This window comes from Pseudomonas sp. MONT-RG-20F-20-E-7-02 (assembly GCF_022662395.1).
In the GTDB taxonomy this organism is placed as follows: Bacteria; Pseudomonadota; Gammaproteobacteria; order Pseudomonadales; family Pseudomonadaceae; genus Aquipseudomonas.
In genome coordinates this window covers 719,053-740,615 of sequence record NZ_JAKNQN010000003.1, presented here as the reverse complement: position 1 = coordinate 740,615, position 21,563 = coordinate 719,053, and the positions used below count along the sequence as shown (strand labels likewise).

The 21,563-nt window shown below is 57.5% G+C and carries 20 protein-coding genes; 9 read left to right on the top strand and 11 right to left on the bottom strand.

From position 1 onward, the window contains the following. Positions 1–345: 345 nt before the first annotated feature. On the bottom strand, positions 346–1,173 hold the full coding sequence (locus L8I05_RS12575; RefSeq protein WP_242169257.1) for a hypothetical protein: 828 nt from the start codon (positions 1,171–1,173) through the stop codon (positions 346–348). 142 nt (positions 1,174–1,315) lie between these two features. On the opposite strand from L8I05_RS12575, the gene L8I05_RS12570 reads away from it, so the two are divergent. Continuing rightward, positions 1,316–1,666: a hypothetical protein gene (locus L8I05_RS12570; RefSeq protein ID WP_242169255.1), complete on the top strand. Its 351-nt coding sequence runs from the start codon at positions 1,316–1,318 to the stop codon at positions 1,664–1,666. 4 nt (positions 1,667–1,670) lie between these two features. On the opposite strand, the gene L8I05_RS12565 is transcribed toward L8I05_RS12570, so the two are convergent. The 7 genes from L8I05_RS12565 to L8I05_RS12535 form a co-directional block, all read right to left on the bottom strand. Continuing rightward, positions 1,671–2,900 carry a hypothetical protein gene (locus L8I05_RS12565; protein ID WP_242169253.1) on the bottom strand — a complete coding sequence of 410 codons (1,230 nt, stop codon included), beginning with the start codon at positions 2,898–2,900 and terminating at the stop codon, positions 1,671–1,673. Positions 2,901–3,566: 666 nt separating this feature from the next. Continuing rightward, entirely contained in the window at positions 3,567–5,816 is a 2,250-nt protein-coding gene (locus tag L8I05_RS12560; protein ID WP_242169251.1) for a hypothetical protein, read from the bottom strand. Beyond that, positions 5,813–6,196, bottom strand: a complete 384-nt coding sequence (locus L8I05_RS12555) for a hypothetical protein (protein WP_242169248.1) — start codon at positions 6,194–6,196, stop codon at positions 5,813–5,815. Before L8I05_RS12555 ends, L8I05_RS12560 begins: the two co-directional genes overlap by 4 nt. After that, the gene (locus L8I05_RS12550; protein WP_242169245.1) at positions 6,196–6,513 is read right to left on the bottom strand and encodes a hypothetical protein; all 318 of its coding nucleotides are present in this window, start codon (positions 6,511–6,513) and stop codon (positions 6,196–6,198) included. Before L8I05_RS12550 ends, L8I05_RS12555 begins: the two co-directional genes overlap by 1 nt. Then, a complete protein-coding gene (locus L8I05_RS12545) occupies positions 6,513–7,076 on the bottom strand; it encodes a hypothetical protein (RefSeq protein ID WP_242169243.1) in 564 nt (187 codons plus the stop codon). The genes L8I05_RS12550 and L8I05_RS12545 overlap by 1 nt, the downstream gene beginning before the upstream one ends. Continuing rightward, positions 7,069–7,359: a hypothetical protein gene (locus L8I05_RS12540; protein ID WP_242169241.1), complete on the bottom strand. Its 291-nt coding sequence runs from the start codon at positions 7,357–7,359 to the stop codon at positions 7,069–7,071. Before L8I05_RS12540 ends, L8I05_RS12545 begins: the two co-directional genes overlap by 8 nt. A 463-nt stretch (positions 7,360–7,822) precedes the next feature. Then, positions 7,823–9,289: a tyrosine-type recombinase/integrase gene (locus L8I05_RS12535; RefSeq protein ID WP_347341216.1), complete on the bottom strand. Its 1,467-nt coding sequence runs from the start codon at positions 9,287–9,289 to the stop codon at positions 7,823–7,825. Between the two features lie 144 nt (positions 9,290–9,433). Here L8I05_RS12535 and L8I05_RS12530 point away from each other — a divergent pair, with 144 nt between their 5' ends. After that, on the top strand, positions 9,434–9,841 hold the full coding sequence (locus L8I05_RS12530) for a PA2817 family protein (protein WP_010567536.1): 408 nt from the start codon (positions 9,434–9,436) through the stop codon (positions 9,839–9,841). 145 nt (positions 9,842–9,986) lie between these two features. On the opposite strand, the gene L8I05_RS12525 is transcribed toward L8I05_RS12530, so the two are convergent. Beyond that, a complete protein-coding gene (locus L8I05_RS12525) occupies positions 9,987–10,919 on the bottom strand; it encodes a LysR family transcriptional regulator (protein WP_242169238.1) in 933 nt (310 codons plus the stop codon). 89 nt (positions 10,920–11,008) lie between these two features. On the opposite strand from L8I05_RS12525, the gene L8I05_RS12520 reads away from it, so the two are divergent. Beyond that, the gene (locus tag L8I05_RS12520) at positions 11,009–11,635 is read left to right on the top strand and encodes an alanyl-tRNA editing protein (RefSeq protein WP_242169235.1); all 627 of its coding nucleotides are present in this window, start codon (positions 11,009–11,011) and stop codon (positions 11,633–11,635) included. Positions 11,636–11,822: 187 nt separating this feature from the next. Here L8I05_RS12520 and L8I05_RS12515 read toward each other — a convergent pair whose 3' ends face one another. Further along, entirely contained in the window at positions 11,823–13,397 is a 1,575-nt protein-coding gene (locus L8I05_RS12515; RefSeq protein ID WP_242169234.1) for an alkaline phosphatase D family protein, read from the bottom strand. Further along, on the bottom strand, positions 13,394–13,948 hold the full coding sequence (locus L8I05_RS12510) for a GNAT family protein (RefSeq protein WP_242169232.1): 555 nt from the start codon (positions 13,946–13,948) through the stop codon (positions 13,394–13,396). Before L8I05_RS12510 ends, L8I05_RS12515 begins: the two co-directional genes overlap by 4 nt. A 190-nt stretch (positions 13,949–14,138) precedes the next feature. Here L8I05_RS12510 and L8I05_RS12505 point away from each other — a divergent pair, with 190 nt between their 5' ends. The 6 genes from L8I05_RS12505 to L8I05_RS12480 all read left to right on the top strand — a co-directional run bounded on the left by L8I05_RS12505 (position 14,139) and on the right by L8I05_RS12480 (position 21,561). Beyond that, positions 14,139–14,546 carry a biopolymer transporter ExbD gene (locus L8I05_RS12505; protein WP_005786670.1) on the top strand — a complete coding sequence of 136 codons (408 nt, stop codon included), beginning with the start codon at positions 14,139–14,141 and terminating at the stop codon, positions 14,544–14,546. A 2-nt stretch (positions 14,547–14,548) separates the two neighbouring features. Further along, entirely contained in the window at positions 14,549–15,289 is a 741-nt protein-coding gene (locus tag L8I05_RS12500) for an energy transducer TonB (RefSeq protein ID WP_242169230.1), read from the top strand. Positions 15,290–15,313: 24 nt separating this feature from the next. Further along, positions 15,314–17,596: a TonB-dependent receptor gene (locus L8I05_RS12495; protein WP_242169228.1), complete on the top strand. Its 2,283-nt coding sequence runs from the start codon at positions 15,314–15,316 to the stop codon at positions 17,594–17,596. A 17-nt stretch (positions 17,597–17,613) separates the two neighbouring features. Further along, positions 17,614–18,261, top strand: coding sequence for a MotA/TolQ/ExbB proton channel family protein (locus tag L8I05_RS12490; protein ID WP_159955140.1), 648 nt, complete (start codon positions 17,614–17,616; stop codon positions 18,259–18,261). Between the two features lie 54 nt (positions 18,262–18,315). Further along, positions 18,316–19,533 (top strand): phospholipase D-like domain-containing protein, encoded by a 1,218-nt coding sequence (locus L8I05_RS12485; protein ID WP_242169369.1) that lies wholly within the window; start codon positions 18,316–18,318, stop codon positions 19,531–19,533. A 288-nt stretch (positions 19,534–19,821) separates the two neighbouring features. Continuing rightward, positions 19,822–21,561: a dipeptidase gene (locus L8I05_RS12480; RefSeq protein WP_242169225.1), complete on the top strand. Its 1,740-nt coding sequence runs from the start codon at positions 19,822–19,824 to the stop codon at positions 21,559–21,561. Positions 21,562–21,563: the final 2 nt, after the last annotated feature.

Sequence of the window (21,563 nt, the reverse complement as noted above, 5' to 3'; positions counted from 1 at the left end):
TTTGTGGATTCGCATGAGTAGTTCATCAAGCACTTCTGATCCGTATGCGGGCATCTTCAACTTCCCTTGCGCTGGTGATGGGCGCTTCCGCCCAGGTGATGCAAGGAGCGTAGCTCGCCCAAGACGTAGGTGGGGCCGAGTGTTGCCGTCCGTGGAAAAACGGTGATCCCGGTTCATTTTGGGGATTCTGGCGTCAAAACCTCGATTTGAACGTAGCCACGGGAAAAAGCTTAGCAACACTCCTCCACAAGCCACATGGACACTGGGCTACAGCCCTATCGCCGTAGAACTCCGTTCTAGGGGGACGACACTCACGCAGGAGGTTTCCGTGGGGTTTTGGGTAGGTTATGGAGGGGTTTCCTTCGGCGTAGGCTCTACTCTTACACGGAAGCAAAGCGCTGAACCAAGTTCAATAGGGTCTCCCGCGTGGAGAAAGCTGCGAATGGTTCGGTCCTTTACCTTTTCAAGGATCTTGGTCGCCCCGCGATCACACTCACGAATCAAGGTGTTTGCAAAGTTATCCGTCTTGTCAGACGACGCGTAGAGGAAGGCGATGCTGTCAGGCAATGTGAAGTCAGCAAAATACGGCGACCGGCCACTGTTATAATCGGCAATCCCTCCAAAATCGTGATCGGTTATCAATCCGACGCTCTTACCACCCTGGAGAAATGGCACAACACTGCGGGTAACTGCGAGGTGCCATCCTATAGGCTCATGGCTGATAGTAAAGTCTGTGTTCGTATCGCATATAAGGTACGACTCGACATGCTTGGAATGATCTTTTGGCCCAAGCCGGGCAATGGCATTTGAAAAGCCAAACACTGTGCAAACACTGACGCGAATACCATTTGGAAGCTCTTTAAGCGTGTTCGTATCGACGGCCATCAGGTAGTCGAACCGCTGAACCAACTCCCCCCACTGGCTTTTATCCTGGGTGAAGTCTTCGGCAGGAGCGGCATACACCACCTTCTCCCTCTTCCCGTCACGCTCGTAGGTGATGCGACGCTGTATCGAACCTGGGTCTAGCTCAGGGATAGTTAATCGACCGCTCTCATCGAAGGTAATCGTGAGAAAAGAGAGATCACCCGAGGCTGTACCGTACACAGCATCGAGTCTCGGCTTGGACTGTTCGGCTTGGTTCTTACGCTTCCGTTTGCTTTGCTTCCCGCTCAAGGTTATCGCTCCATGGTGCCTTGGATCAGTTCGCCCTAGCATGGCAGGGAGATTAGGCGGAGGGCAATGCCGTGATGACGGAAAGAAAGCAATGTGCTATCACTTAGTTATCCAATACGCCATCGTCACTGACGGGTCTCACATGAACGACAAAAGTAAAGCTGCTACCTCTATACGAGGAGACAGAAAGAAAGGATTCAGCCCGAGAGCATTGGCAGCAGTGACGGCAGCAAGCATAGGAGTACAAGAAATGCTACGCAGCGGCCTAACAGTTGGCAATGCCGCTGGAGCGACCGTAGGCTCTCTTGCTGCGTTCGTGGTAGCAGATGTTACAAATGCATCCAAGACAGAAGCAGTCATGATTGGCGGCATAGCAGGCAGTTTCGGCATAGCTGTAGGAAACAAGATCGACACCAAGACGGGGGAAGAATCTAGCCTGACCATTCTGGAGCTGTATCCGAACCTGACCAACAAATACATCGAGGGACTGTAACTAGCTATCGCTCCCACGGAAGCGGATCAACCGCCACCGCTTGGCGTACACGAGGCATCACAGGAACCACGTCTAGCACTGGGTCATCAAGAGACTTAGCAAAACCCTTCAGTCTCGCCAACACCCTTACAGAAGCCTGTGCAACGGGAATGACCGGTGTTGCTGTTTGCTTGGATGGAACGGCGAACACGATAGGAGCGTATGCAGGGATACGCTCGCCGTGATCCATGACACTCGTGTGGCGGGCAATGTATTCATCTAGGACGTTCTGGATGGCTTCAACAGGCTGGCCGTGTAACAGGTCAAAGACTGCCTGCTGCTCTTGGGCGTTGAGATTGATACGGCTCAAGTGCTGCGACATAAACGGGGCTACACGCTTGCGAAGAATGTTCACTACGTGAGCTAGCTCTGGCCTGTATGTGGAGTGGCGCTCTAGCTCCAGCAGGGACACGTCAGAGGCTGTGTACGTGGTGGTCTTCACCACGAATGCCCTACTTCCCTCCTTGCCTTCCAATGTCGCCTTGAGAGCCCTCAAGGCTTGAGTGGTCATGCCGTCGAGGCTGTCTAGGTAATCGCGGTGCTCTGGAACAACTGGGTCTAGGTGATCCTGTAGCCAAGCTGTCAGGGCATGGCGCTGGGTTGACTGGATCTTGGCAGCCTTCACCAAGTCGGCTACTACATCAGGCCCAAGGAACCTGATGATGCGTTCTACTGTTTGCTTACGGGGGGCGCCCCTCTCTACAGCATGCTTGGATACCAAGGCGCTACGACTGATGCTGAGGCCATGGCCGTAGTATTTTGTGCCGTGAGTACGGTTGAGCTGAGTGGGTGCCACTACAAGGTTTTCAGCGTGGTAGAGACCAATGAAGGCGTGGCCTTGCACTGGGACAACGTGGCTGATCTCAAAGCCTTTGGTCTGTCCGTACTGGTTGGCCTTGAGCTTGAGTTTGTATACGTCGTGAAGTGCTACCAGCGAGTCTACGGTGTGGCCGGTGAGGATTTGTAGTGTTCCCGCACGTTCACACTCGTAGGCTAGGTGGTACAAGAAGGCGGAGTTGGTAGCTTTGGCAAGGCGTGCAGTTCGTCTCTTGGTGGAGGCGGCGAACTGTTTGCACTGGCGGGTGCAGTAGATGGCTGTAGCGCTCTTTGTACGGAATCGTTGTTTACATTCGGGGCATGTCGGGCGGCGGTAAACTGCCTTAGTGGTGGTCTTGCTCGGTGCTGCTGTTGTCACTAGTGCTGACTCCTACTTGGGTCGTCGAGGTATTGGTTTGGTTACTTGATTGGTACGTAATACGGCATGCCCCAGAACAAAAGGGCATTGGCTTGGAAACGGTGAAAGTTCGCCCACAGGCGCGGCATGTGCATGTCTTCATGCTGAAAACTCCAGATAGGGAATGGCCGGATTACCATCCGGGTGAACTACCACCCAGCGGTGGAGCCCTTGGTGGTTAATCACTTCTTGAACAATGAACCGTTTGCGGGTTGTCCCGCACAGAGTCATGGCGGCTGTAAGCGCCGCCCCCGATGATGTGAATTCGTATGGCCTAGCCATATATTGTTTCTCCTGTGAGTGGGTAATGTTGTGTGCGAGGCACACGGAAGATGTCCACTGAAAAGTGGCTCCAGCCCTTATGTAACGCGGGTTGCGGCATATGCGAGAGGAAGCATTCGCCTACTAGAGGCACGATTGTTTGTTAGTCACGCTCTGGCGGTGGCAACCTGTGATCGCCCAAGACGGTTAACCAGCAAAGCCCTTCTGGCATACCCATCATCACGCAAGACCAAACTGTGTCAGCGACACCGGGGAGCTGCTGGGCAACTTGCTCTCCGTATGTTTCGATCACGTATTGGGTTGCAGCAGCGTGGTAGTCAAGCTGACTTGAAATATCGTCGTACCTCACTGAACCTCCTTCGGCAAATAACTCTGGAAAGTCTTCTGCATTTCCTCACGTACTTGTCCGCTAACAGCGGTCGCAATCTCAGTAGCGTTAGCATCCGTCTTCACGTTCACTGTGATTTCAACAGGGGGAGCGTTTACAGTTGTTTGGTTATTGATGGTTGTACCGCCTTTAGCAGACTGATCATCAGCAACCATTTCGCCACGACTACCCGGAGTAGCACGCGATGCTGTCGCAACTGCTTGAGCAGCAACCTTGGCAACTGCATTGTTTGGGTCGGACTGGCTCAACAGGTCTTCAAGATGGCGACCAAAGTTCGGCAGACTCTTGGTGTTCAAACCTGACATGTCCAGTGGAGGCATTCGCGGATCAAGTGGAGCATGCTGCTCATCAAAACCAACTTGACCCCAACGCTGGCGGTTGTCATCGGCCACTTGTTGTAAGTCTTTGCCAACACCAAGGAGGCGCCACAGCTTCGACACAGGATCATTTATGTCGGAATCAAGCCGCTGTTGTGTAGTGAGGGAACTACCACCCTTACCGTTAATATCGAAGGGGCTAATCCCAGAGCCTTCAATCATGTACGCAGCTCCGACTTCCTCAGCTCGTTGTTGCGCAGTTTTCGAACTGTTGTCCGCGTTTTTCCCGGCCATCATGTTTAGCATGCTGGTTTGAAGCTTCACCAATACGGTATCGAAGTCTCTAAAAGCGTTTTGTAGGCCAGTGGTGCTTTCAATCAACTGGCGCTCCGCTGTCAGGCGATCACCTAGAGCGGCAATCAGCTCGGGATTTTCGTTAACCCCTACGCTCCGCAAGTACTGATCGTTCTCGACACGTACCGCTTGTGCGTCAAGTGAGTGCTTGTGGCGTTCAAGTAGCTCAGGCGACTGTGCAACGATGTCACGTAGCCCCTGTTGAACCATCGCCCCATTTACACGGCCATCGTGTTGCGCTTCCAGCACGAAACCGGCGAGCTTGTTCACGTCACCTTTGTAACCAAGCGCCTTACCAATTGCTTGGTATAGGATCGTTGTTAGACGTGTGCCAAGGGCGTCGGTCAGAGGGCGTAGATCCTGCCCCATGAATCGGTCTTTCGAGTAACCCTGATTGAGCTGGAGGGCGGCAGAGTATTGCTGCGTCTTGTCCAAGTTACCGATACGGAACACTGCGGCTTGATCCTTCTGCAACTGGATGGCCTCTTCCAGTGTTTTCCCCTGAGCCCGGAAGCCTTGAATCATGTTTGAGTAAGCGACGGCGGATTCGCGGTCGATCTTCATTCCGTACTCTTGGCTGTTGCCGATGTACGCTGCTTTGATTCGTGCTCGCTCCTTGTCGTTGTTGCCAGCGGCCAGCAACGTGTTGTCGAACTGCTGATTGTCGGCGGCTGTTTCTTGGCGCTGTTCGATACGCTTACCAAGATAACTGGCAGCCTCGGTGAGGGCGTACAACGCTGCCCCAGCGGCGCCAAGGCCAACGGTGAGTCCGCCTAGCCCGCCGCTCTCTGGACGGTCCTGACGAGCTTTCCACGCAGCGAAGCGCTCTTGAGCCATCGAGTATCGGCCAGCGCCTTGTTCGGCCCGTACAGCGGCCCTACTGTCACGGAGAGTTGCCGCAAGTTTGGATGCTTGATGGCGCTCAGCAAGTCGAATACCACGTTCACGAGCTAGGCTAGCCTCGGCACGCTGCAACTTGGACTGATGCAGCGCAGCCTGTTGCTGCAATTGAACTGTACGTTCTTGGCGACGTTGCAGGATGTCAGCTAGTCGCGCCTCTCGAATCTTTGACTGTTCTGCCGTAGCCTGTAGCTTCGCCCTTCCAAGATCAACTTTCAATGCCTCTTGTTCGGCCTTGTGTTGTTTGGCTGATAGCACAGCAGCGGTCACTTGTTGCTTGAGCACTGCACTTTGCAGAAACGACTCTTCACGTTTCCCAGCAGATGTTAGCTTTTGCTCGGCAAGCTGAGCCCTAAACTGAGATTGTCGTAGTCGAGCCAGCTTTCCCTCAGTGGCAATCTGTTTGTCGAGACTCTTTTGAACTGCTGCGTTAGCTGCTGTTGATGCATCACGACGTGATGTGATACTGAATTTCTTGTCCAGCTTCTTGTTCAAGTCATCCGCTGTTTTCATCACACCCAACATAGTGCCCTGCACTCGTTTTAGCATTTGCTCAAACGCAAGCAGCGGGCCTGCCTTTACATCGAATACCAACGTACCTGTTAGGCGTGCAATCTCTTCGTTATGGGCACTCACTGACTACCCCCACTGGCGTAACCGTAGGGTTGCTGACGCTGCTCGAAGTGCCCGTTGAACACTCGGTTAAATGCCCGGTCATTTCGCCCAAAGCTGACAAAGCTCGTCTGGTCGAAGTAATCACCTTGATTGATGGTCAGGTATTGTTCAAACACATCCTGTACGGCTCTCGAACCGACAATAGCAAAATGTACGGTGCCATCAGGAAGTTTGACCCACTTATAACTAAAGTAGATATCAGGGGCAATATAGCTACGAAGGTATTGGCCCAAGGCACATGCAAAGCCCGTAATGTTGCGTGAGCCGGTAATGCGAGTGATGCTGTAGTACTGCTGTGGTTCATTTTTCAGAACTTGTTCCGGTGTAGCTGGTTTTTGCATTAATCGTTTTCCTGTGATGTAACAAACACCCATGAGCCAACCGGGATACCATGCTGACCAACTGGCAATGTGAAGCTTCTGGACATCAACTCTGGGTGTGACGTGTTGAACTCGCGAAGTGCTTTGAAAATGGTGCTCTCGCTATAATCGTTTGAACTCATGATAACAACCATATCTACAACCTCCTGTAGAGCCTCTGGGGCGCTTTTGGTTGCAAGGTGCTGAACTAGTGGCGCCTCTACTTTATTTATTACTTTAGGTTCTTGTAGCTTATCTGGTGCGTACTTGGTTAACAGCAACTTGGTTAAACCATCCATCAGCGCTTTCCTCGGGCTGGAGCGGACTTTGTAACTTCCGTAGTTGGCTGAACAGTGAAAGTTTCACGAATCTGTTTTTCAACTTCAGCGCGTTTCTCAGCAGCAGCTTTAGCCCGCTCACGCTCTTCACGAGCAGCGTCTACACGGAGTTGGTCAGTAACGGCCTGCTGGATGAATGCCTCGTTATGCTCTTCGATCTCTTTGGTGTACTGAGTTGTTACGTCCGCTGCAATCTTGTCTAGTGCAAGCTTCTGAACCTGAGCAGGCCGGTGCGTGTACAACTCGAACTGCGGATTGCCATGAAAGTCCAAACCAACCTGAACAAGTCCAAGCTGGTGAAGCGTGTTACCTGCCGCCATAGCCTCAAGGTACACGGGAAGTACTTCAAAGGCGCTTGGCACAGGGAATGTTTCAACGCCGCCGTCAATGTATTTACTGATGGGGCGCCCGGATACAGGGTCAACTTCGGCGTAATGGTCGATTCCGCTCTTGCGGTCTTTGTATAGCGCTTGAGCTTCGGCAATACGGCGAGCAAGCTCTTTAGTGTCTACTGATTTAAGCATGAGATTCTCCTAGTTGGATTGGTTGTTCGTTGTTGTCGTGGATAATTTTCAAAATCTCAGGCGTTAGTGCGTCATGCACCATCTGCTCAAGCATTTCTTGTGTTGTTGTCGGATTGACATCGCGAAAGATAACTTCGAGCCGCCCAACGACTACTCTTCGCTCGGTAACTTTTCGAATCCGGTGATGTTGGGACTTACATGCGGCGCTGCAATACACTCCGCGAGAATTCTTTGAATCGAACGTTGCACCGCAGTGGATACAGTTTCGCTTTACTACGGCCATAGGCTGGCTCCTTTTGAACTAGGTGGCTTGGGTAGTTGGGATGTTTTAGTTGGAACCGAAACGCACCGAAGAGTGCTGACGACGAAAAGAAAGGCACGAAGCTAGAGGGAACTTCATGCCTCAAGGGCTTTTTGAGCCGATGCTTGGCTTCAGTGTTACGAATTAGTTGTCCATTTCGTTCAACCTAGGACTTAGGTACGAAGGGCCTTCCGAGCCCGAACTAACTTGTATGGCCGACGACAAGCTACGTCTGGACGGCATGGAGGACCGGGCCGGGTGAAGCTAGGAGAAAACGTGGGGGTATTGCGGAAGGAGGGGCGAGAGAATCTTTCTCTACTTATGTACCTAAGTTTACCACGCAAAACGTGATTCTGTCAAGCAGTATTTCACTTTGTGGCACGATTTCTGCATGATTTGGCAGTATCGCGTCACATGAGTTCTCGGACTTGTGGTAGCCACTGCATCAACAATCAGTCCTCAGCCTAGGCACCGTCGATATTGCAGTGAGCTTCTGCTGGGCGCTGAAACCTGCACTGTACACATCAAAGGTGACTGTCTTAGTCTTATGACCCACAAGCTCGCAAATCATTGGGTAGGGCACATCATGGCGGGCAAGCTGGGTGATCGTGGTACCTCTGATTGAGTGGAATACGTGCTGACCACCGTAGCCGAGGGATGTCTTGAGTGCCCCGAATGCCTTACCTATCGCGCCGGTTCTGTCACCCTGCCTGCCCACAAAATCAGTGACCACGAGGAACCCATCTCTCGAATCTTCCACCAGACGGATGACGAGACTGGATATCGCAGGATGGATAGGCACGCACCGTATACCGGCTGGAGTTTTGCTGTCTGTGACATCAAGCATTTCTACGCCATCAACGTTGACTACGTTGCCTGTACGCAAACTACACAACTCGCTGATCCGCATGCCGGTGTAGTAGCCCAACTTAATCAAGTCGGCTAACGGAACATTGCCTGCCTCCTGTGCTGCTGCGTACAGGCGGTTCATGTCGGGTAGCGTGAACTCCTTACGCTTCGCATCCAAAGCAGCCTTGCCCCTAGGTAGAGCCACAGCATGGCGTTCAAACGGACTAACCGCCCCCTTGAAGGTCTCCCGCCATCGGGGGTCGTATTTCATTGCCCATCGCCAAAAAGCATTCCCGGCGAGCAAATATTGCTGCTGCGTCTTGCCTGCCAAGCCTAGCGAATCGATCCAAGCCGCCACACAATCGAAGTCTAAAGCCTTGCCCGTTTCAGCGAGGTATGCGGACAGGTGCATTAGCCGCTTGTGCTGCGTAGCTATGTTTGCAGATGACACACCATGCTTCGTCCTGAAAGCGCGAAACGCCTCCAAGGCCGCTGACGTGATCGGTGATTTAGATCTGTGTGTAGACGGATCAGCGATCAGCGCCTTTAGCTCTTGGAGTTGACCCGCTGGGATGTTCTGAGAGCGTGTCAGGGCGGCGGGAATGAGCGACTGGATACCCTGCCCCAACTCATCAAAGAGTCGCACCTTGCCATCCATGCCGTCTTGTAAGTGGTCCCTGACCCATGCCTCGAAGGCAGCCACAAACCTTGGGTTTGATCGCATACGCGCCTCGACAGCAGGGTCGATCTCTACCTGTGGCACTTTCTCGCCAATCAGGCCGCGCTTCTGGTCCTGCATCATCCCATCGAGTGCAGTGATCGTTTCCAAGACACCATCCTGCCAGCCCTCTGCCAGCGGTACGCCATCACGAGCAGCATCAACCCGTTCCCACCACGCTAGGAGATACTGACTACGACGATGCATGGCCTCAGTCAACGAACCCGTTTTAAGGGACTTCGACATAACACGCCTACCACCGAACGCCTTACGTACGTCAGCGGGAACGTCGAATCTGACGTGGTACGTCCCACCCCGAAGCTGTAAATTGTGCGCCTTATCCATTGCCAGTTCCTGCGGGCCATTTCTACGCAAGATTCTACGCAATTTTAGCTGCGAAGCCAGTAGGCCCCGTGTTTAAAGGCGCTTGCTCCATTTTAGCGTGAGCTATATACTCTCGCGCCCGTTTTTGCTTTGAGGACTTATCTCGTGTCCAACGTCGTTGCCGATCATCTCGTCTTGCTCGACCACTTGCGCAGCATCCTGGTTGCCGTCGGCGAAGCCGAACAGGTACCCGAGGAAAGCCACACCCTGTTCCTGGAGCGTTTCGACGAATTGCGCGCCCTGCTGCCAATCGACCCGATCGAAAGCCAGTACCTGGGCCAGGACTTGATGAGCCAGGTCATCCTGCGCTACCCGCAAATCGCCCATCTGGTGCCGCGCGACCTGCTGTGGTTCTTCGGCGGTGACTGCCTGCACTTCATGCCGGATGAAGAACTGGACCTGTACCAGGCCCTGGAAGAGCGTCGCTTCGAAGCCGAACAGAACGACGAACCGTTCGACTGGAACCAGGAAAAACAGCTGCTGGCCATGCCGCAGGATCAGAGCAAGCACTGATCCCGGCTGACACCCTGTTTTTCTCTGTGGGAGCTGGCTTGCCTGCGATGCTGGCGACTCGGTCTGTGGGTCGAACCGAGGCGATGCCATCGCAGGCAAGCCAGCTCCCACACAAGCCTGCTCCCACACAAACCAGCCCCCACAGCTACCGACGGCGCAGGGTTGGCTCGCGCGCCATACACTCCACCAAATAATCAATAAACACTCGCAACTTCGGCGGCAGATACCGCGTTGGTGAATGCAGCAACCACGCCTCGCCGTGGTACGACGCAATAAAGTCCCACTCGGGCAACACCTGCACCACACTCCCCGTCTCCAATGCATGCCGCGCCGTGAAATACGGCAAGCTGCCAATGCCCACATGCTGCAACACCGCATCCAAGCGCACGCCGGTGTGGTTCGCCGCATAGCGCCCGCGCACGCCGACCGTTACGGCTTTGCCGGCCTGACGGAATTTCCAGCGCGAATCGCCTGGGGTTTCACCGAGATAGATGCAGCTGTGCGCCAGCAAATCATGTGGATGGCCAGGCGTGCCATGCTCGGCCAGGTACTGCGGCGTCGCACAGAGCAAGTGTTCAATGGGCAGCAATTGTCGCCCCACCAGCCCCGGTGGCGGGCTGTCGGTGATGCGAATACTCAGGTCGACATTGTCATCGATCAGGTCCACATGCCGGTCCTCAAGGATCAACTGCACATCCACCTTGGGGTAACGCTGCAGAAATTCCGGCATATGCGGGTGCACCACAAATCGCCCTACGGCCTTGGGCACGCTGACCCGCACCAGGCCTTCGGCTTCGTGAGTGAACTGGCCACTGATCTCCATCACCGAACGCGCCGCATTGACCATCTCCTGGCAGCGCTTGAACACCTCTTCACCGCCTTCGCTAAGGCGCAATTTTCGCGTGGTGCGTTGCAGCAAGCGCGTGGCCAGGGCCTTTTCGAGGCGCGAGATGCTGCGGCTCACCGCCGAAGGCGAAACGCTCAGTTGTCGCGCCGCTGCAGAGAAACTGCCGGTTTCCACCACTTTGACGAATATCGCCATCTCGCCCAGCAGCGGCAAAGGAAGATTGATGCTCATGACGCACAGGTCCATTGATAGTTGAGCGGATTATCACTCATTCGCGCACTATTTATACTGCCCGTAGAACCCTGATGCGGATGTAGATGATGACCGAACACCTGTTTTTTACCCACGACCACCTGACCGCCGAGCTTGAAGTGCTGAGCTGTACACCGCACGAGGAGCAGTTTGCCGTCACGCTGCAGTCGACGATTTTTCATCCGCAGGGCGGCGGGCAACCCTTCGACACCGGCTGGCTGGGCGACAGCCAGGTGCTGCGCGTCACTCAGGAAGCCGACCGCGTGGTGCACTATGTCGACCGGCCCGTGGAGCCCGGCCCGGTCATTGCGCGGGTCGATGAACAACGCCGCGCCTTGTACACGCGCCTGCATTCGGCCGGGCATCTGATTGGCAATGCCGGGGAAAGCCTGGGCTGGATGCCGATCAAGGCCCACCACTGGCCGGGCGAATGCAAAATCACCTTTACCCGTGGGCACGCGGCGCAAGCCATCGATGCCGAGGCGATTCAAACGCGGATCAACCAATGGATCGCCGAGGACCATGCGCGCCACATGACCCTGGAAGATGGCACACGCAAAGTCGGCTTCGGCGAATTGCCCGCCTACGCGTGTGGCGGCACCCATGTGCAAGCCTTGAGCGAACTGGGCCACGTGACGATTCTGGCCCTGTCGGAGAAAAAGGGCGCACTCTCGGTGCGTTACAGCCTTGACTGACAGCACAGCGGGCTCGCTGGTAGTTGCAAGCCCCCTGTGGGAGCGGGCTTGCCCGCGAAGGCGGCGGCCCAGCAAACATTAAAGTTGACTGACCCACCGCTTTCGCGGGCAAGCCCGCTCCCACAAGGGATCTTCGCTGCGGCTAGCCCGCCTGCCCGATCAAACCTGCACACTCCCCAGCAGTGCATCAAACCGCAATCGCCCCCGCCCTCCCCGACTCCACCACAAACGACTTGAGCGTCGACACTGTCGCCGCCGGGTCACGTGGATCCGTAATCACCCGAAAGTTCGTCAGCATCTTCGACGCCTCCAGCTGCACCGACACATACCCCCGCTGACGACTCTCGAAGAACTTCACATGCGGGTTGAGCGGCAAGATCTGGCTGAACGCCTCAAACGGCGGACCATCGGAGGTCACCGAGCTGCCGACAAATTCGGTGGCGACGATGGGCGAGTCCGGGTTATTGCCATCGGCGTGCAGGTCGGTGGTCCAGAACGAATGGATATCGCCGCCCCAGAACACCGGATTGTTGAGCTTGCGGCGCTCGATGGACGCCAGCATTCGACCACGATTGGCCATGTAGCCGTCCCAGCCATCGGTCCAATGCCCGACCTTGTGGTTGGTCAGGTCGCGCTGGATCAGCGGCGCCACCAGCAAGTCCTGAGCGATCACATTCCACTGCGCCTGCGACTGGGCAAAACCCTGGTCGAGCCAGGCTTCCTGTTGCCAGCCAAGCATCGTGCGGCCAGGGTCGCGCAAGTCCTTGCAGGTGTTGGCCGCAATATGCCCCTGGTGACTGCCGTTGGCCTGGATACACGGTTGTTCGGAGCGATACTGGCGGCCATCCAGCACATGAAAACGCGCCAGCCGGCCATAATCCAGGCGCCGGTAAATGCGCATGTCCGGGCCTTTCGGCACACTGCTGGCGCGCAGTGGCATATGTTCGTAAAACGCCTGGTACGCCGCCGCCCGTTGCCTTAAAAACTGTTCAACCGGAATCTTCGGGTCCTGGGACCAGCGGTTGGCGTAGTCATTCTGCACTTCATGGTCATCCCAGGTGGCCACGCTGGGTGCTGCCGCGTGCAAGGCTTGCAGGTCCGGGTCGGTTTTATACAGCGCGTAGCGGTTGCGATAGTCACTCAGGCTCACTGCGTTGCCGCTGCCATGGGGGCGGATGATCTTGCCCGAGTCAGGCGCGTAGGAGCTGTCGTAGATGTAGTCGCCGAGGAAAAACACCAGGTCGGGTTGCTCCGCCGCCAGGTGGCGATACGCGCTGAAATAACCGCGTTCCCAATGCGAGCAGGAGACAAACCCCACGCTGGCCGCAGCCATGGCGTGCAGCGGCGGCGCGGTACGTGCCTGGCCCACCGGGCTTTGTGCGCCGAGGCCGTCGAACTGATACCAATACGGTCTGCCCGCCTGCAACCCCGCAACCTCGACATGCACCGAATGGGCAAACCGCTCAGTCGCCATGACCTCGCCCTGCTGGACGATACGCGTCATCGCCGCATCACTGGCCACGCGCCAACGCACCGGCACGGCGCGGCTCAACCCGCCGCGCCCGTCCGCGGCATTGAACAGCGGCGCCAGGCGCGTCCAAAGCACAAAGCCATCCGGCAACGGGTCGCCGGAGGCCACGCCGAGGGTGAACGGGTAATCCACACCGGCGCTGCGCGCAAACGGGCTGAGGATCGAAAACGCGGTGGCAACCGCCAGCCCGGCGAGTACGCGGCGCCGATCAGGGTCCACGGCGCCACTCACAACGCACGCTCCCAGTCGCCGCGCACGCTGGCGAATGTGAGCAAATCCTCATACACGCCGTTCTTGAGAAACGCTTCGCGCAGGCAGCCTTCATAATGCAGGCCAATTTTCTGCATGACCCGCGCCGACTCCTTGTTGCGACCAAAACACTGGCTGCCGACGCGCTGCAGCCCAAGCGTGGCAAACCCAAAGTCCATCACCGCGCTCGCCGCCTCCGCCGCATACCCCTGGTTGCGAGCGTGCGCCGCCACCCAGCCGCCCAAATGCCCGGCGTGATGACGAGCATTCAGACGCAGGCTGACCATGCCGATCAGCTCGCCGGTTGCTCGTACATGCATCCCCAGGTTCAGCACCTCACCGGCAGCGTATTTTTCGGCGATCCCGGCAATAAAGTCCTGGGCGGTCTGCAAGGTATAGGGCGACGGAATATTGGCCGTGTTGTCAGCAATTTTCGGCCCGTTGGCGAGCGAATAAAGCGCCTCGGCCTGGTCCATTTGCAGCGCGCGCAATAGGAGTCGCGAGGTGGATAAATGCGGCAATGCAGTGGGCATACGAGCAGGCTCTCGAGATAAATTCTTCAAGAATGTAGGGCCTTCATGTCAATTGCATTACGTCATAAAACTGCAAGGCGAATTCACTGTAAGACGCATCCTAGAGCCTTTAAAACGTAAATTAAAGTTAACCATTCGGTCATTTTTGGTTGTTAGCGTGTCGCCCCTAATTCAATAACGGGGTAACAGAATGAGAACCTGGGATGAACCCAAGAAACGCAAGGCGCACATCGAGTTGATTCCGATGATCGACGTGATGATGTTCCTCCTGGTGTTTTTCGTACTGGTGAGTCTGAACGTGATTCCGGCACTCGGCATGAAGACCCAATTGCCCAGCGCCAGCAGTTCGCAGCAGCTCAAACCGCAGAATAAATTCATCCTGACGCTGGGCCTTGAAGGTCAGCTGCAGCTCGATGGCAAGGACCTCACGGTCGACGCGTTGGTGCCGGCGCTGAAGGCCGCCGAAAAGCCCGATACCAAGTCCACCATCATCGTCAACAGTGACAAAGGCGTGGAAGTTTCGCGCCTGGTGGAGGTCATGGACACCCTGCGCCTGGGTGGCTTTACCTCCGTGTCCATCGCTACGCGTAAGTCCTGATCATGTATGCCTTGTTTCGTGCGCGTCAGCTGCTGGGCAGTGTCCCGGCCCTGATCGCCCTGGTGCTGATTGCAATGGGCATCCAGTCACAGACATTGAAGGTCGAGCCGGTGTACGACGAATCGGCGGTCGAGCTGGCACTGGTCGAGCCTGAGCCTGAAGTGATTCCTGAGCCGGTGGTGGAGCAGGAACCGCCGCCACCGGTAATCGAGGACGAAGAGGCCGAACCGGCCCCACCACCGCCGCCGCCGCCACCAAAGCCACTGCCAAAACCCGAACCCAAGCCCAAGCCGGTGCCCAAACCCAAGCCCGTCGTGGCCGCCAAGCCGACACCGACGCCCACGCCAGCCCCTGCGGTGGCCGCCAAACCGGTCCAGGCCGCCGTCGTTGCGCCACCTGCGCCGCCCGCCCCACCGGCGCCGCCCAAGGTCGACGGCCAGGCGCTGGAAGGCGGTTACCTCAAAGGCCTGCGCAACGAGCTGGACACCTACAAGCAATACCCCACCGGGCGCCAGGCGTCCCTCGAACGTCCGAGTGGCGAGGTGGTGGTCTGGTTGATGGTGGACCGACAAGGCCGCGTCCTCGATTCCGGGATCCAGACCCCGGCGCCGAGCATGCTGCTCAATCGGGCCGCTACCAATAGCCTGCGCCGCATCAAGCAGGTCAAGCCGTTCCCCGAACAAGCCTTCGGTGGACGTAACGAGCAACGCTTCACCGCCACCTTCAACTACAGCGTGCAATAAGCACCCGACACCAGGACGACAGTGATGAGGTTCACCCGTATTCATCTGGCACTCGTTGCCGCGACGAGCATGACCCATGGAGTGGTCATGGCAGATAACAGCGACAGTGACGTCGGCACGATCGGTGTACAGGGCAAGGCAACCGCGGGGGGCGGTTACATGGTCCAGGAAGAGAGCGCCAAGGGCCGCTCGACCATCACCAAGGAAGCGTTGGACAAACAGACCGCCACCGGCAACGCCATCGACAAGCTCAAGTACACGCCGGGCTTGAACATTTCCAGTGAGGACAACACCGGTCTGTCGGGCTTTCGCTTCACCATGCGCGGGATGAACTCCGACCAGGTCGGTATGTCGGTCGACGGCATGCCGATCAACGACTCCGGCAACTACGCGCTGTATTCGAACCTGCTGGGCGACCCGGAAAACATCGACCAGATCTTCGTCACCCAGGGTTCCTCTGAAGCCGACGGCCCGCACATCGGTTCCAGCGGCGGCAACATCGGCATCGTGACGATTCGCCCGACCAAGGAAACCGGTGCGTTCGTCAAACAAGTGGTCGGCAGCAATGCCACCCGCAAGACCTTTGCCCGCCTCAACACCGGTGAAATCAACGGCCTGAGCAACTGGCTGTCGGCGTCCCACACCGAAGGCCAGATGTGGCGTGGCTCGGGTGCCGTGCGGGCGGACAAGGTGGAGTGGAACAGCTTCTTCGATGCCGGCAACGGCAACACCGCCAACCTGATCCTCAAGTACCACGAGCAGGACAACAACAGTTACAGCCAACTGACCAAGGCCCAGTTCCAGCAGTACGGGCGCAAATACGACCCGTACCCGGCGAAACCGGCGCTGGGCGCCAACGGCAAGGTCAGCAGCTACTACGACCTGGCGCAGAACCCGTTCCAGACCTTCACCGCCGTGCTCAACACCCAGTACAAGCTGAGCGACAACCTGTCCCTCTCGGTGATCCCGTATTACTACTACGGCAACGGCAGCGGCGTGGGCTCCTCGGCCTATGCGCTGAACAGCGGCTCGAACAAGGGCGGCGTGTTCGACCTCGGCAACCTGCCGACGCAAGCCCAATACAACGCCGACGGTTCCGCCACCACCGGCGTTTACTACCGCCCTTCGCGCACCCAGACCTGGCGCCCGGGCATCACCACCAAGCTGAACTGGGACCTGGGCGACCACAGCCTGCAATTCGGCTACTGGTACGAACGCGCCCGCCAAAGCCAGACCCAGCCGTTCATTGCCCTCAAGAACAGCGGCAAGCCAAGCGACACCTGGCCGGACGGCAGCTCCGTGGTCGACGCCAACGGCAACACCGTACAAGGTCGCGACCGCTACACCGTGACCCCGGCGCAAAAAGTCTGGGCCCAGGACACGTGGTACATCAACTCGGACTGGACGCTGATCGCCGGCCTTGCCTACATGAATGTCGAGCGTGAAGGCACCAACCACGGCAGCCTCACCGAGCAACCGGGCAAAGCCAACCAGACCTACAACAAGTTGCTGCCCAACGCCGGCCTGAAATACCAGATCGACGAGCGTGACCAGCTGTTCTACAGCCTCTCGCGCAACATGCGTATTCCACAGAACTACGTGCTGTACGACAAAGGCGTCGGCTCCCTCGACTCCAAGCCCGAACTCAGCTGGAACCAGGAACTGGGCTGGCGCTACACCGGCGAAGACACCACCCTCGCCGCCACCCTGTTCTACATGCAGTTCAAGAATCGCCAGCTCACCTCGCTGGACAGCAACGGTGATTCGGCCGACATCAACGCCGGCACTGTCATCAACAAAGGTTTGGAACTGGAGTGGAGCGGCCAACTGCCCCACCACTTCAACTACTACACCTCCTACACCTACACCAGCTCCAAGCAACAGGACGACTTGACCGTCTTCAGCGCGGGCAAGCCCATCGTATTGCCCACCAGCGGCAAGCAGTTCGCCAACGTGCCCACCAACATGCTGGCGGCCAACATCGGTTATGACGACGGGCGTTTCTACGGCACCTTCGGCGGCAAGTTCACCAGCAAGCTCTACGGCGACCTGACTAACGATGAAGCCATTTCTGCGCGCACCGTTTTCAACCTCGGCGCCGGTATCTACCTGCCCGTGGACAAAAAAGTCGTCAAGGACGCGACCCTGCGCCTGAACGTCGACAACCTGTTCGACAAGAAGTACCTGGACGGCGTGTACACCACCAAGACCAACTCGGCGAGCTACAGCGGTTTCCGCGATGGCGACCCGGCGTACATCGTTGGCCTGGACCGTACCGTCACGGTTTCCCTGGAAGCGAATTTCTAACTGCGAGGCTATAGATCATGGATATGAACCTGCTTCACGACATCACCTTTTATGTCATGTACGCCGCCATGGCGATTGCGATTTTCATCACCATCGAGCGTGGCATTTACTTCGCCTACGTGCGCCGCCAGGCCCGCGCGTTGACCGAGGTGCTGGGCGCCAACGTGCACAGCGAGCGCGATTTGCCCGAGAGCCTGACCCGCCGTGACAGCCTGCCGCTGAACATGGTGCTGCCGATCCTGGCGCAAAAGGCTTCCCACGGTTCGCGCAAGGACCTGGACGATGAAATCGAAACCCAGTACCTGAAGACTCGCGCGCCACTGTCGCGCAGCCTGTGGATCATCGAAACCATCACCACCGCCGCGCCGCTCCTGGGTTTGCTCGGCACCATCCTCGGCATCATCGACACCTTCAAGGCCCTGGCCAGTGCCGGCGTGTCCGACCCAGGGCAGATTTCCGGTGGTATCGGGACGGCCTTGTTTGCGACCGGCCTGGGGATCGCCATCGCGCTGTTCTGCGTGGTGTTCCACAACTTCTTCCAGGACAGCCTGGAGCGCATCAACGATCAACTGAAGATCCTGCTGATTCGTGCCGCCACCGGCGCACGGGTTCAAGGTGAAGTGCCGCACCTGGTGCCGACCCCGCTGCACAGCCGCACTGCATGACCTGCGGGCGGGCGCGTGATGCGCCCGCCCTACTTTTTGCCCGGTGAGACGTTTATGTCCCTCTCGATGAAATTGCGTATCGCAGGCCTTGCAGGCTTGTTCCTCAGTCCGCTGGCCCAGGCGGACTTTTCAATTCCAGGCTTTGAACTGGTGCACACCGTGCCGGTGGACACCACCTTGGGCACGGCCGATTTGCGCCAGCCGGGGCCGGTGTGGATCGAGCTGTTTGACGGTGCAAAAAGCCGCATCGATATCGGCCAGTTCTACGCGGCCGACCATCCCGGCTCGGTGATGGACAGGGTGATCGAACACCTGGAAGCGGCCGGTAAACGCGGTGTGAAGATTCGCTTTCTGCTGGAAGAAAAAGGCATCAAGTTGTCGGAAGCCTCCACCTTGGAGCGCCTGCGCGCCATTCCCAACCTGACTTTGCGCGTGCTCTCGTACGGGCAGCTGAGCGGCGGCATCATCCACGCCAAATACCTGCTGGTGGACGGCCAACAGGCGTTTATCGGCAGCCAGAATTTCGATTGGCGCTCACTGGAGCATATTCACGAGACCGGGCTGCGGATCACGGACAAGGCGGTGGTCGGCCAGGTCCAGGCGATCTTCGAGCAAGACTGGCAAGCCCAGGCGGCGCTGGCGGAACACACACCGGTGCCATTGCCGGCGACAGGCCCCGAGCCTGCACGCACCGGCAATTACCTGGTGGCCAGCCCGCAACGCTACAACCCGCCGGGCGTGGGCGATTCGCAGTTGGAATTGCCACGTTTGCTGAGTGAGGCCAAGAAAGAAGTCCGCGTGCAACTGCTGGACTATGCACCGCTGTCCTACGGTCCGGACCGCACCCGGCCGTACTACGCGGTGATCGACAACGCCGTGCGCGCCGCCGCCGCGCGTGGGGTGTCGGTCAAGCTGATGGTGTCCAACTGGAACACTGACGCGCTCGAACTGCCCTACCTCAAGAGCCTGGCCGTGCTGCCCAACGTAGAGGTCAAGATCGTCACGTTGCCCGAGGCCAAGCAAGGGTTTATCCCTTACGCGCGGGTGATTCACAGCAAGACGATGGAAATCGACGGGCAAGTGGCGTGGGTCGGCACCAGCAACTGGCTGGGCGGTTACCTGGATAACTCGCGCAACCTGGAGGTGGTGATGCGCAGCGAGGCGATGGCCAAGCGTGTAGGGGAACTGCATGAGCAGTTGTGGGATGGGCCCTATGCCAAGGCGTTGGATGTAGCGGCAAAGTACCCGGAGCCGCATCCCGGTAAGCCGTGATAACCCGCTGCAAACACCACAACAATTCCCCTGTGGGAGCGGGCTTGCCCGCGATAGCGGAGTGCCAGTCAAAGTAGGAGGTGACTGATACTCCGTCATCGCGGGCAAGCCCGCTCCCACATTTTTTATCTCCCACATTTGAATCTCTACTGTTCGGAAATTCAGGTCCGACATTTCCTTCATCCAAGTCTCCCCCACCGCTCCTTGGTGATGGTAGTGTGTGAAATTGTTTCTGACATTTCGATCAGAAATTTCCCACTCCCATTTTGCAAAGGAATGCCTCTAGCAATGCACTTTCCACTCAAAAAACTGGTGGCTGCCAGCCTGTTCGCCGCCGGCCTCTCGACCCTCGCCGCGCCTGCCTTCGCCAACATCAGCGCCGAACAAAGCACCGCGATTATCAAGCGTTTCAGCGACACGTCGGTCACCGATTTCCGTGGTTTCCTCGGCACCGTGGCCAAGGGCGACCTGGGCAAAACCGCTGACGTCGGCCCGGCCATCGACGCCTTTCTCGCCAACAAAACCCTGACCGCCGACCAGCAGAACGAAATCAATCGCCTGCTGGGTATTTACACCCGCGTTAAATACGGCAAGGCCGCCCTCGAAACCCTGCGCGAGCTGGTCGAGATCCCGACCTTCAATGTCGACGGCCTGCCGCAGTACAAGAACCCGGAATTCCTCAAGATCGCCGACAAGATCCAGAGCCTGGCGAAGGCCTTTAACCTGAACTTTCGCAACGTCGACAACCGCGTCTACGAGATTTCCCTGGAAGGCAGCGGCGATGAAGTGGTCGGCATCCACGCCCACGCCGACGTGGTGCCGGTGACGCCGGAAAACTGGGTGCTCAAGGACGGCACCAAGCTCGACCCGTTCAAGGTCACGCTGATTGGCGACCGCATGTACGGCCGTGGCACCGAGGACGACAAAAACGGCATCGTGGTGGCGATGTACGCCATGAAGGTGATCAAGGAAGAAAAGCTGCCGCTGGCGCGCAATTTCAAGCTGCTGGTGGACACCACCGAAGAAACTTCCGGCGACGCGATTCCTTACTACTTCGAACACAACCCGACGCCGCAATACAACCTGGCGCTGGACGGCGGCTACCCGGTGGTGATCGCCGAAAAAGGCTACGGCACCGTCATGGCCACCTTCCCGGTGCGCAAGGGCGATGGTAAAGGCGCAGAAATCATCTCGATGACCGGTGGCGCGGCGACCAACCAGATTCCTTCGGTGTCGGTGGCCACCCTGGTCAGCGACAAGCCCGCGGAACTGGCTGCCAGCCTGCAGAAAGCCGGCGCAGAATACGTCAAGGCCAATGGCGGCGACTTTGCTGTCGATGCCAAGGTCGTCGGCAAAGAGGTCAAGCTGACCGTCACCGGCGTGTCCGCGCACTCGTCCGCGCCGCAATCCGGTGTCAACCCGGTGGCCCGCATGCTGGAGCTGATCCACGGCGTCGACGGCAAGATCGCCCTCAAACACAACCACATCACCGACGCCGCGCGTTATGCAGCCGATAACTGGGGCCTGGATTACCTGGGCGGCAAACTGGGCGTGGGCTTCGCCGACGACTTTATGGGGCCGCTGACCACCTCGCTGACCTTTGTCGGCCAGGATGCCAAAGCCTTCAAGCTGGCAGTGAACCTGCGCGTGCCGAAAGGCAAGTCGCCGGACACACTCAAAGCGCAAATCGCCGACAAGCTCAGCGCCTGGGACAAGAAATCCAAGGTCAACGTGAGCTTCACTTACTCGGTGGCCGCGCCGATGTACCGCAACCCGGAAGGCGAATGGGTGAAAGCTCTGCTGGCCGTGGCCACTGAAAACCTGGGCATGGAACACAAGTTCGGCACCTCGGCCGGCGCCACGTCCGTGCATGAACTGCCCAATGGCGTGCAATTTGGCCTGGCGCGCCCGGAAGAGAAGTACACCGGGCACACCGACGGTGAGTTCAAGACCGTCGACCAGTTCCTGCTGGACCTGCAGATCGTCACTGAAATGATCGGCCGTGTCGGGCAATTACCGAAGCTCTGACG

Coding starts and splice junctions, on each gene's coding strand:
- L8I05_RS12525 (WP_242169238.1), bottom strand. CDS start 10,919: ATGAGCATCAATCTTCCTTTGCCGCTGCTGGGCGAGATGGCGATATTC.
- L8I05_RS12510 (WP_242169232.1), bottom strand. CDS start 13,948: ATGCCCACTGCATTGCCGCATTTATCCACCTCGCGACTCCTATTGCGC.
- L8I05_RS12490 (WP_159955140.1), top strand. CDS start 17,614: ATGGATATGAACCTGCTTCACGACATCACCTTTTATGTCATGTACGCC.
- L8I05_RS12545 (WP_242169243.1), bottom strand. CDS start 7,076: ATGCTTAAATCAGTAGACACTAAAGAGCTTGCTCGCCGTATTGCCGAA.
- L8I05_RS12555 (WP_242169248.1), bottom strand. CDS start 6,196: ATGCAAAAACCAGCTACACCGGAACAAGTTCTGAAAAATGAACCACAG.
- L8I05_RS12500 (WP_242169230.1), top strand. CDS start 14,549: ATGTATGCCTTGTTTCGTGCGCGTCAGCTGCTGGGCAGTGTCCCGGCC.
- L8I05_RS12495 (WP_242169228.1), top strand. CDS start 15,314: ATGAGGTTCACCCGTATTCATCTGGCACTCGTTGCCGCGACGAGCATG.
- L8I05_RS12540 (WP_242169241.1), bottom strand. CDS start 7,359: ATGGCCGTAGTAAAGCGAAACTGTATCCACTGCGGTGCAACGTTCGAT.
- L8I05_RS12505 (WP_005786670.1), top strand. CDS start 14,139: ATGAGAACCTGGGATGAACCCAAGAAACGCAAGGCGCACATCGAGTTG.
- L8I05_RS12520 (WP_242169235.1), top strand. CDS start 11,009: ATGACCGAACACCTGTTTTTTACCCACGACCACCTGACCGCCGAGCTT.
- L8I05_RS12485 (WP_242169369.1), top strand. CDS start 18,316: ATGTCCCTCTCGATGAAATTGCGTATCGCAGGCCTTGCAGGCTTGTTC.
- L8I05_RS12570 (WP_242169255.1), top strand. CDS start 1,316: ATGAACGACAAAAGTAAAGCTGCTACCTCTATACGAGGAGACAGAAAG.
- L8I05_RS12480 (WP_242169225.1), top strand. CDS start 19,822: ATGCACTTTCCACTCAAAAAACTGGTGGCTGCCAGCCTGTTCGCCGCC.
- L8I05_RS12535 (WP_347341216.1), bottom strand. CDS start 9,289: ATGGATAAGGCGCACAATTTACAGCTTCGGGGTGGGACGTACCACGTC.
- L8I05_RS12550 (WP_242169245.1), bottom strand. CDS start 6,513: ATGGATGGTTTAACCAAGTTGCTGTTAACCAAGTACGCACCAGATAAG.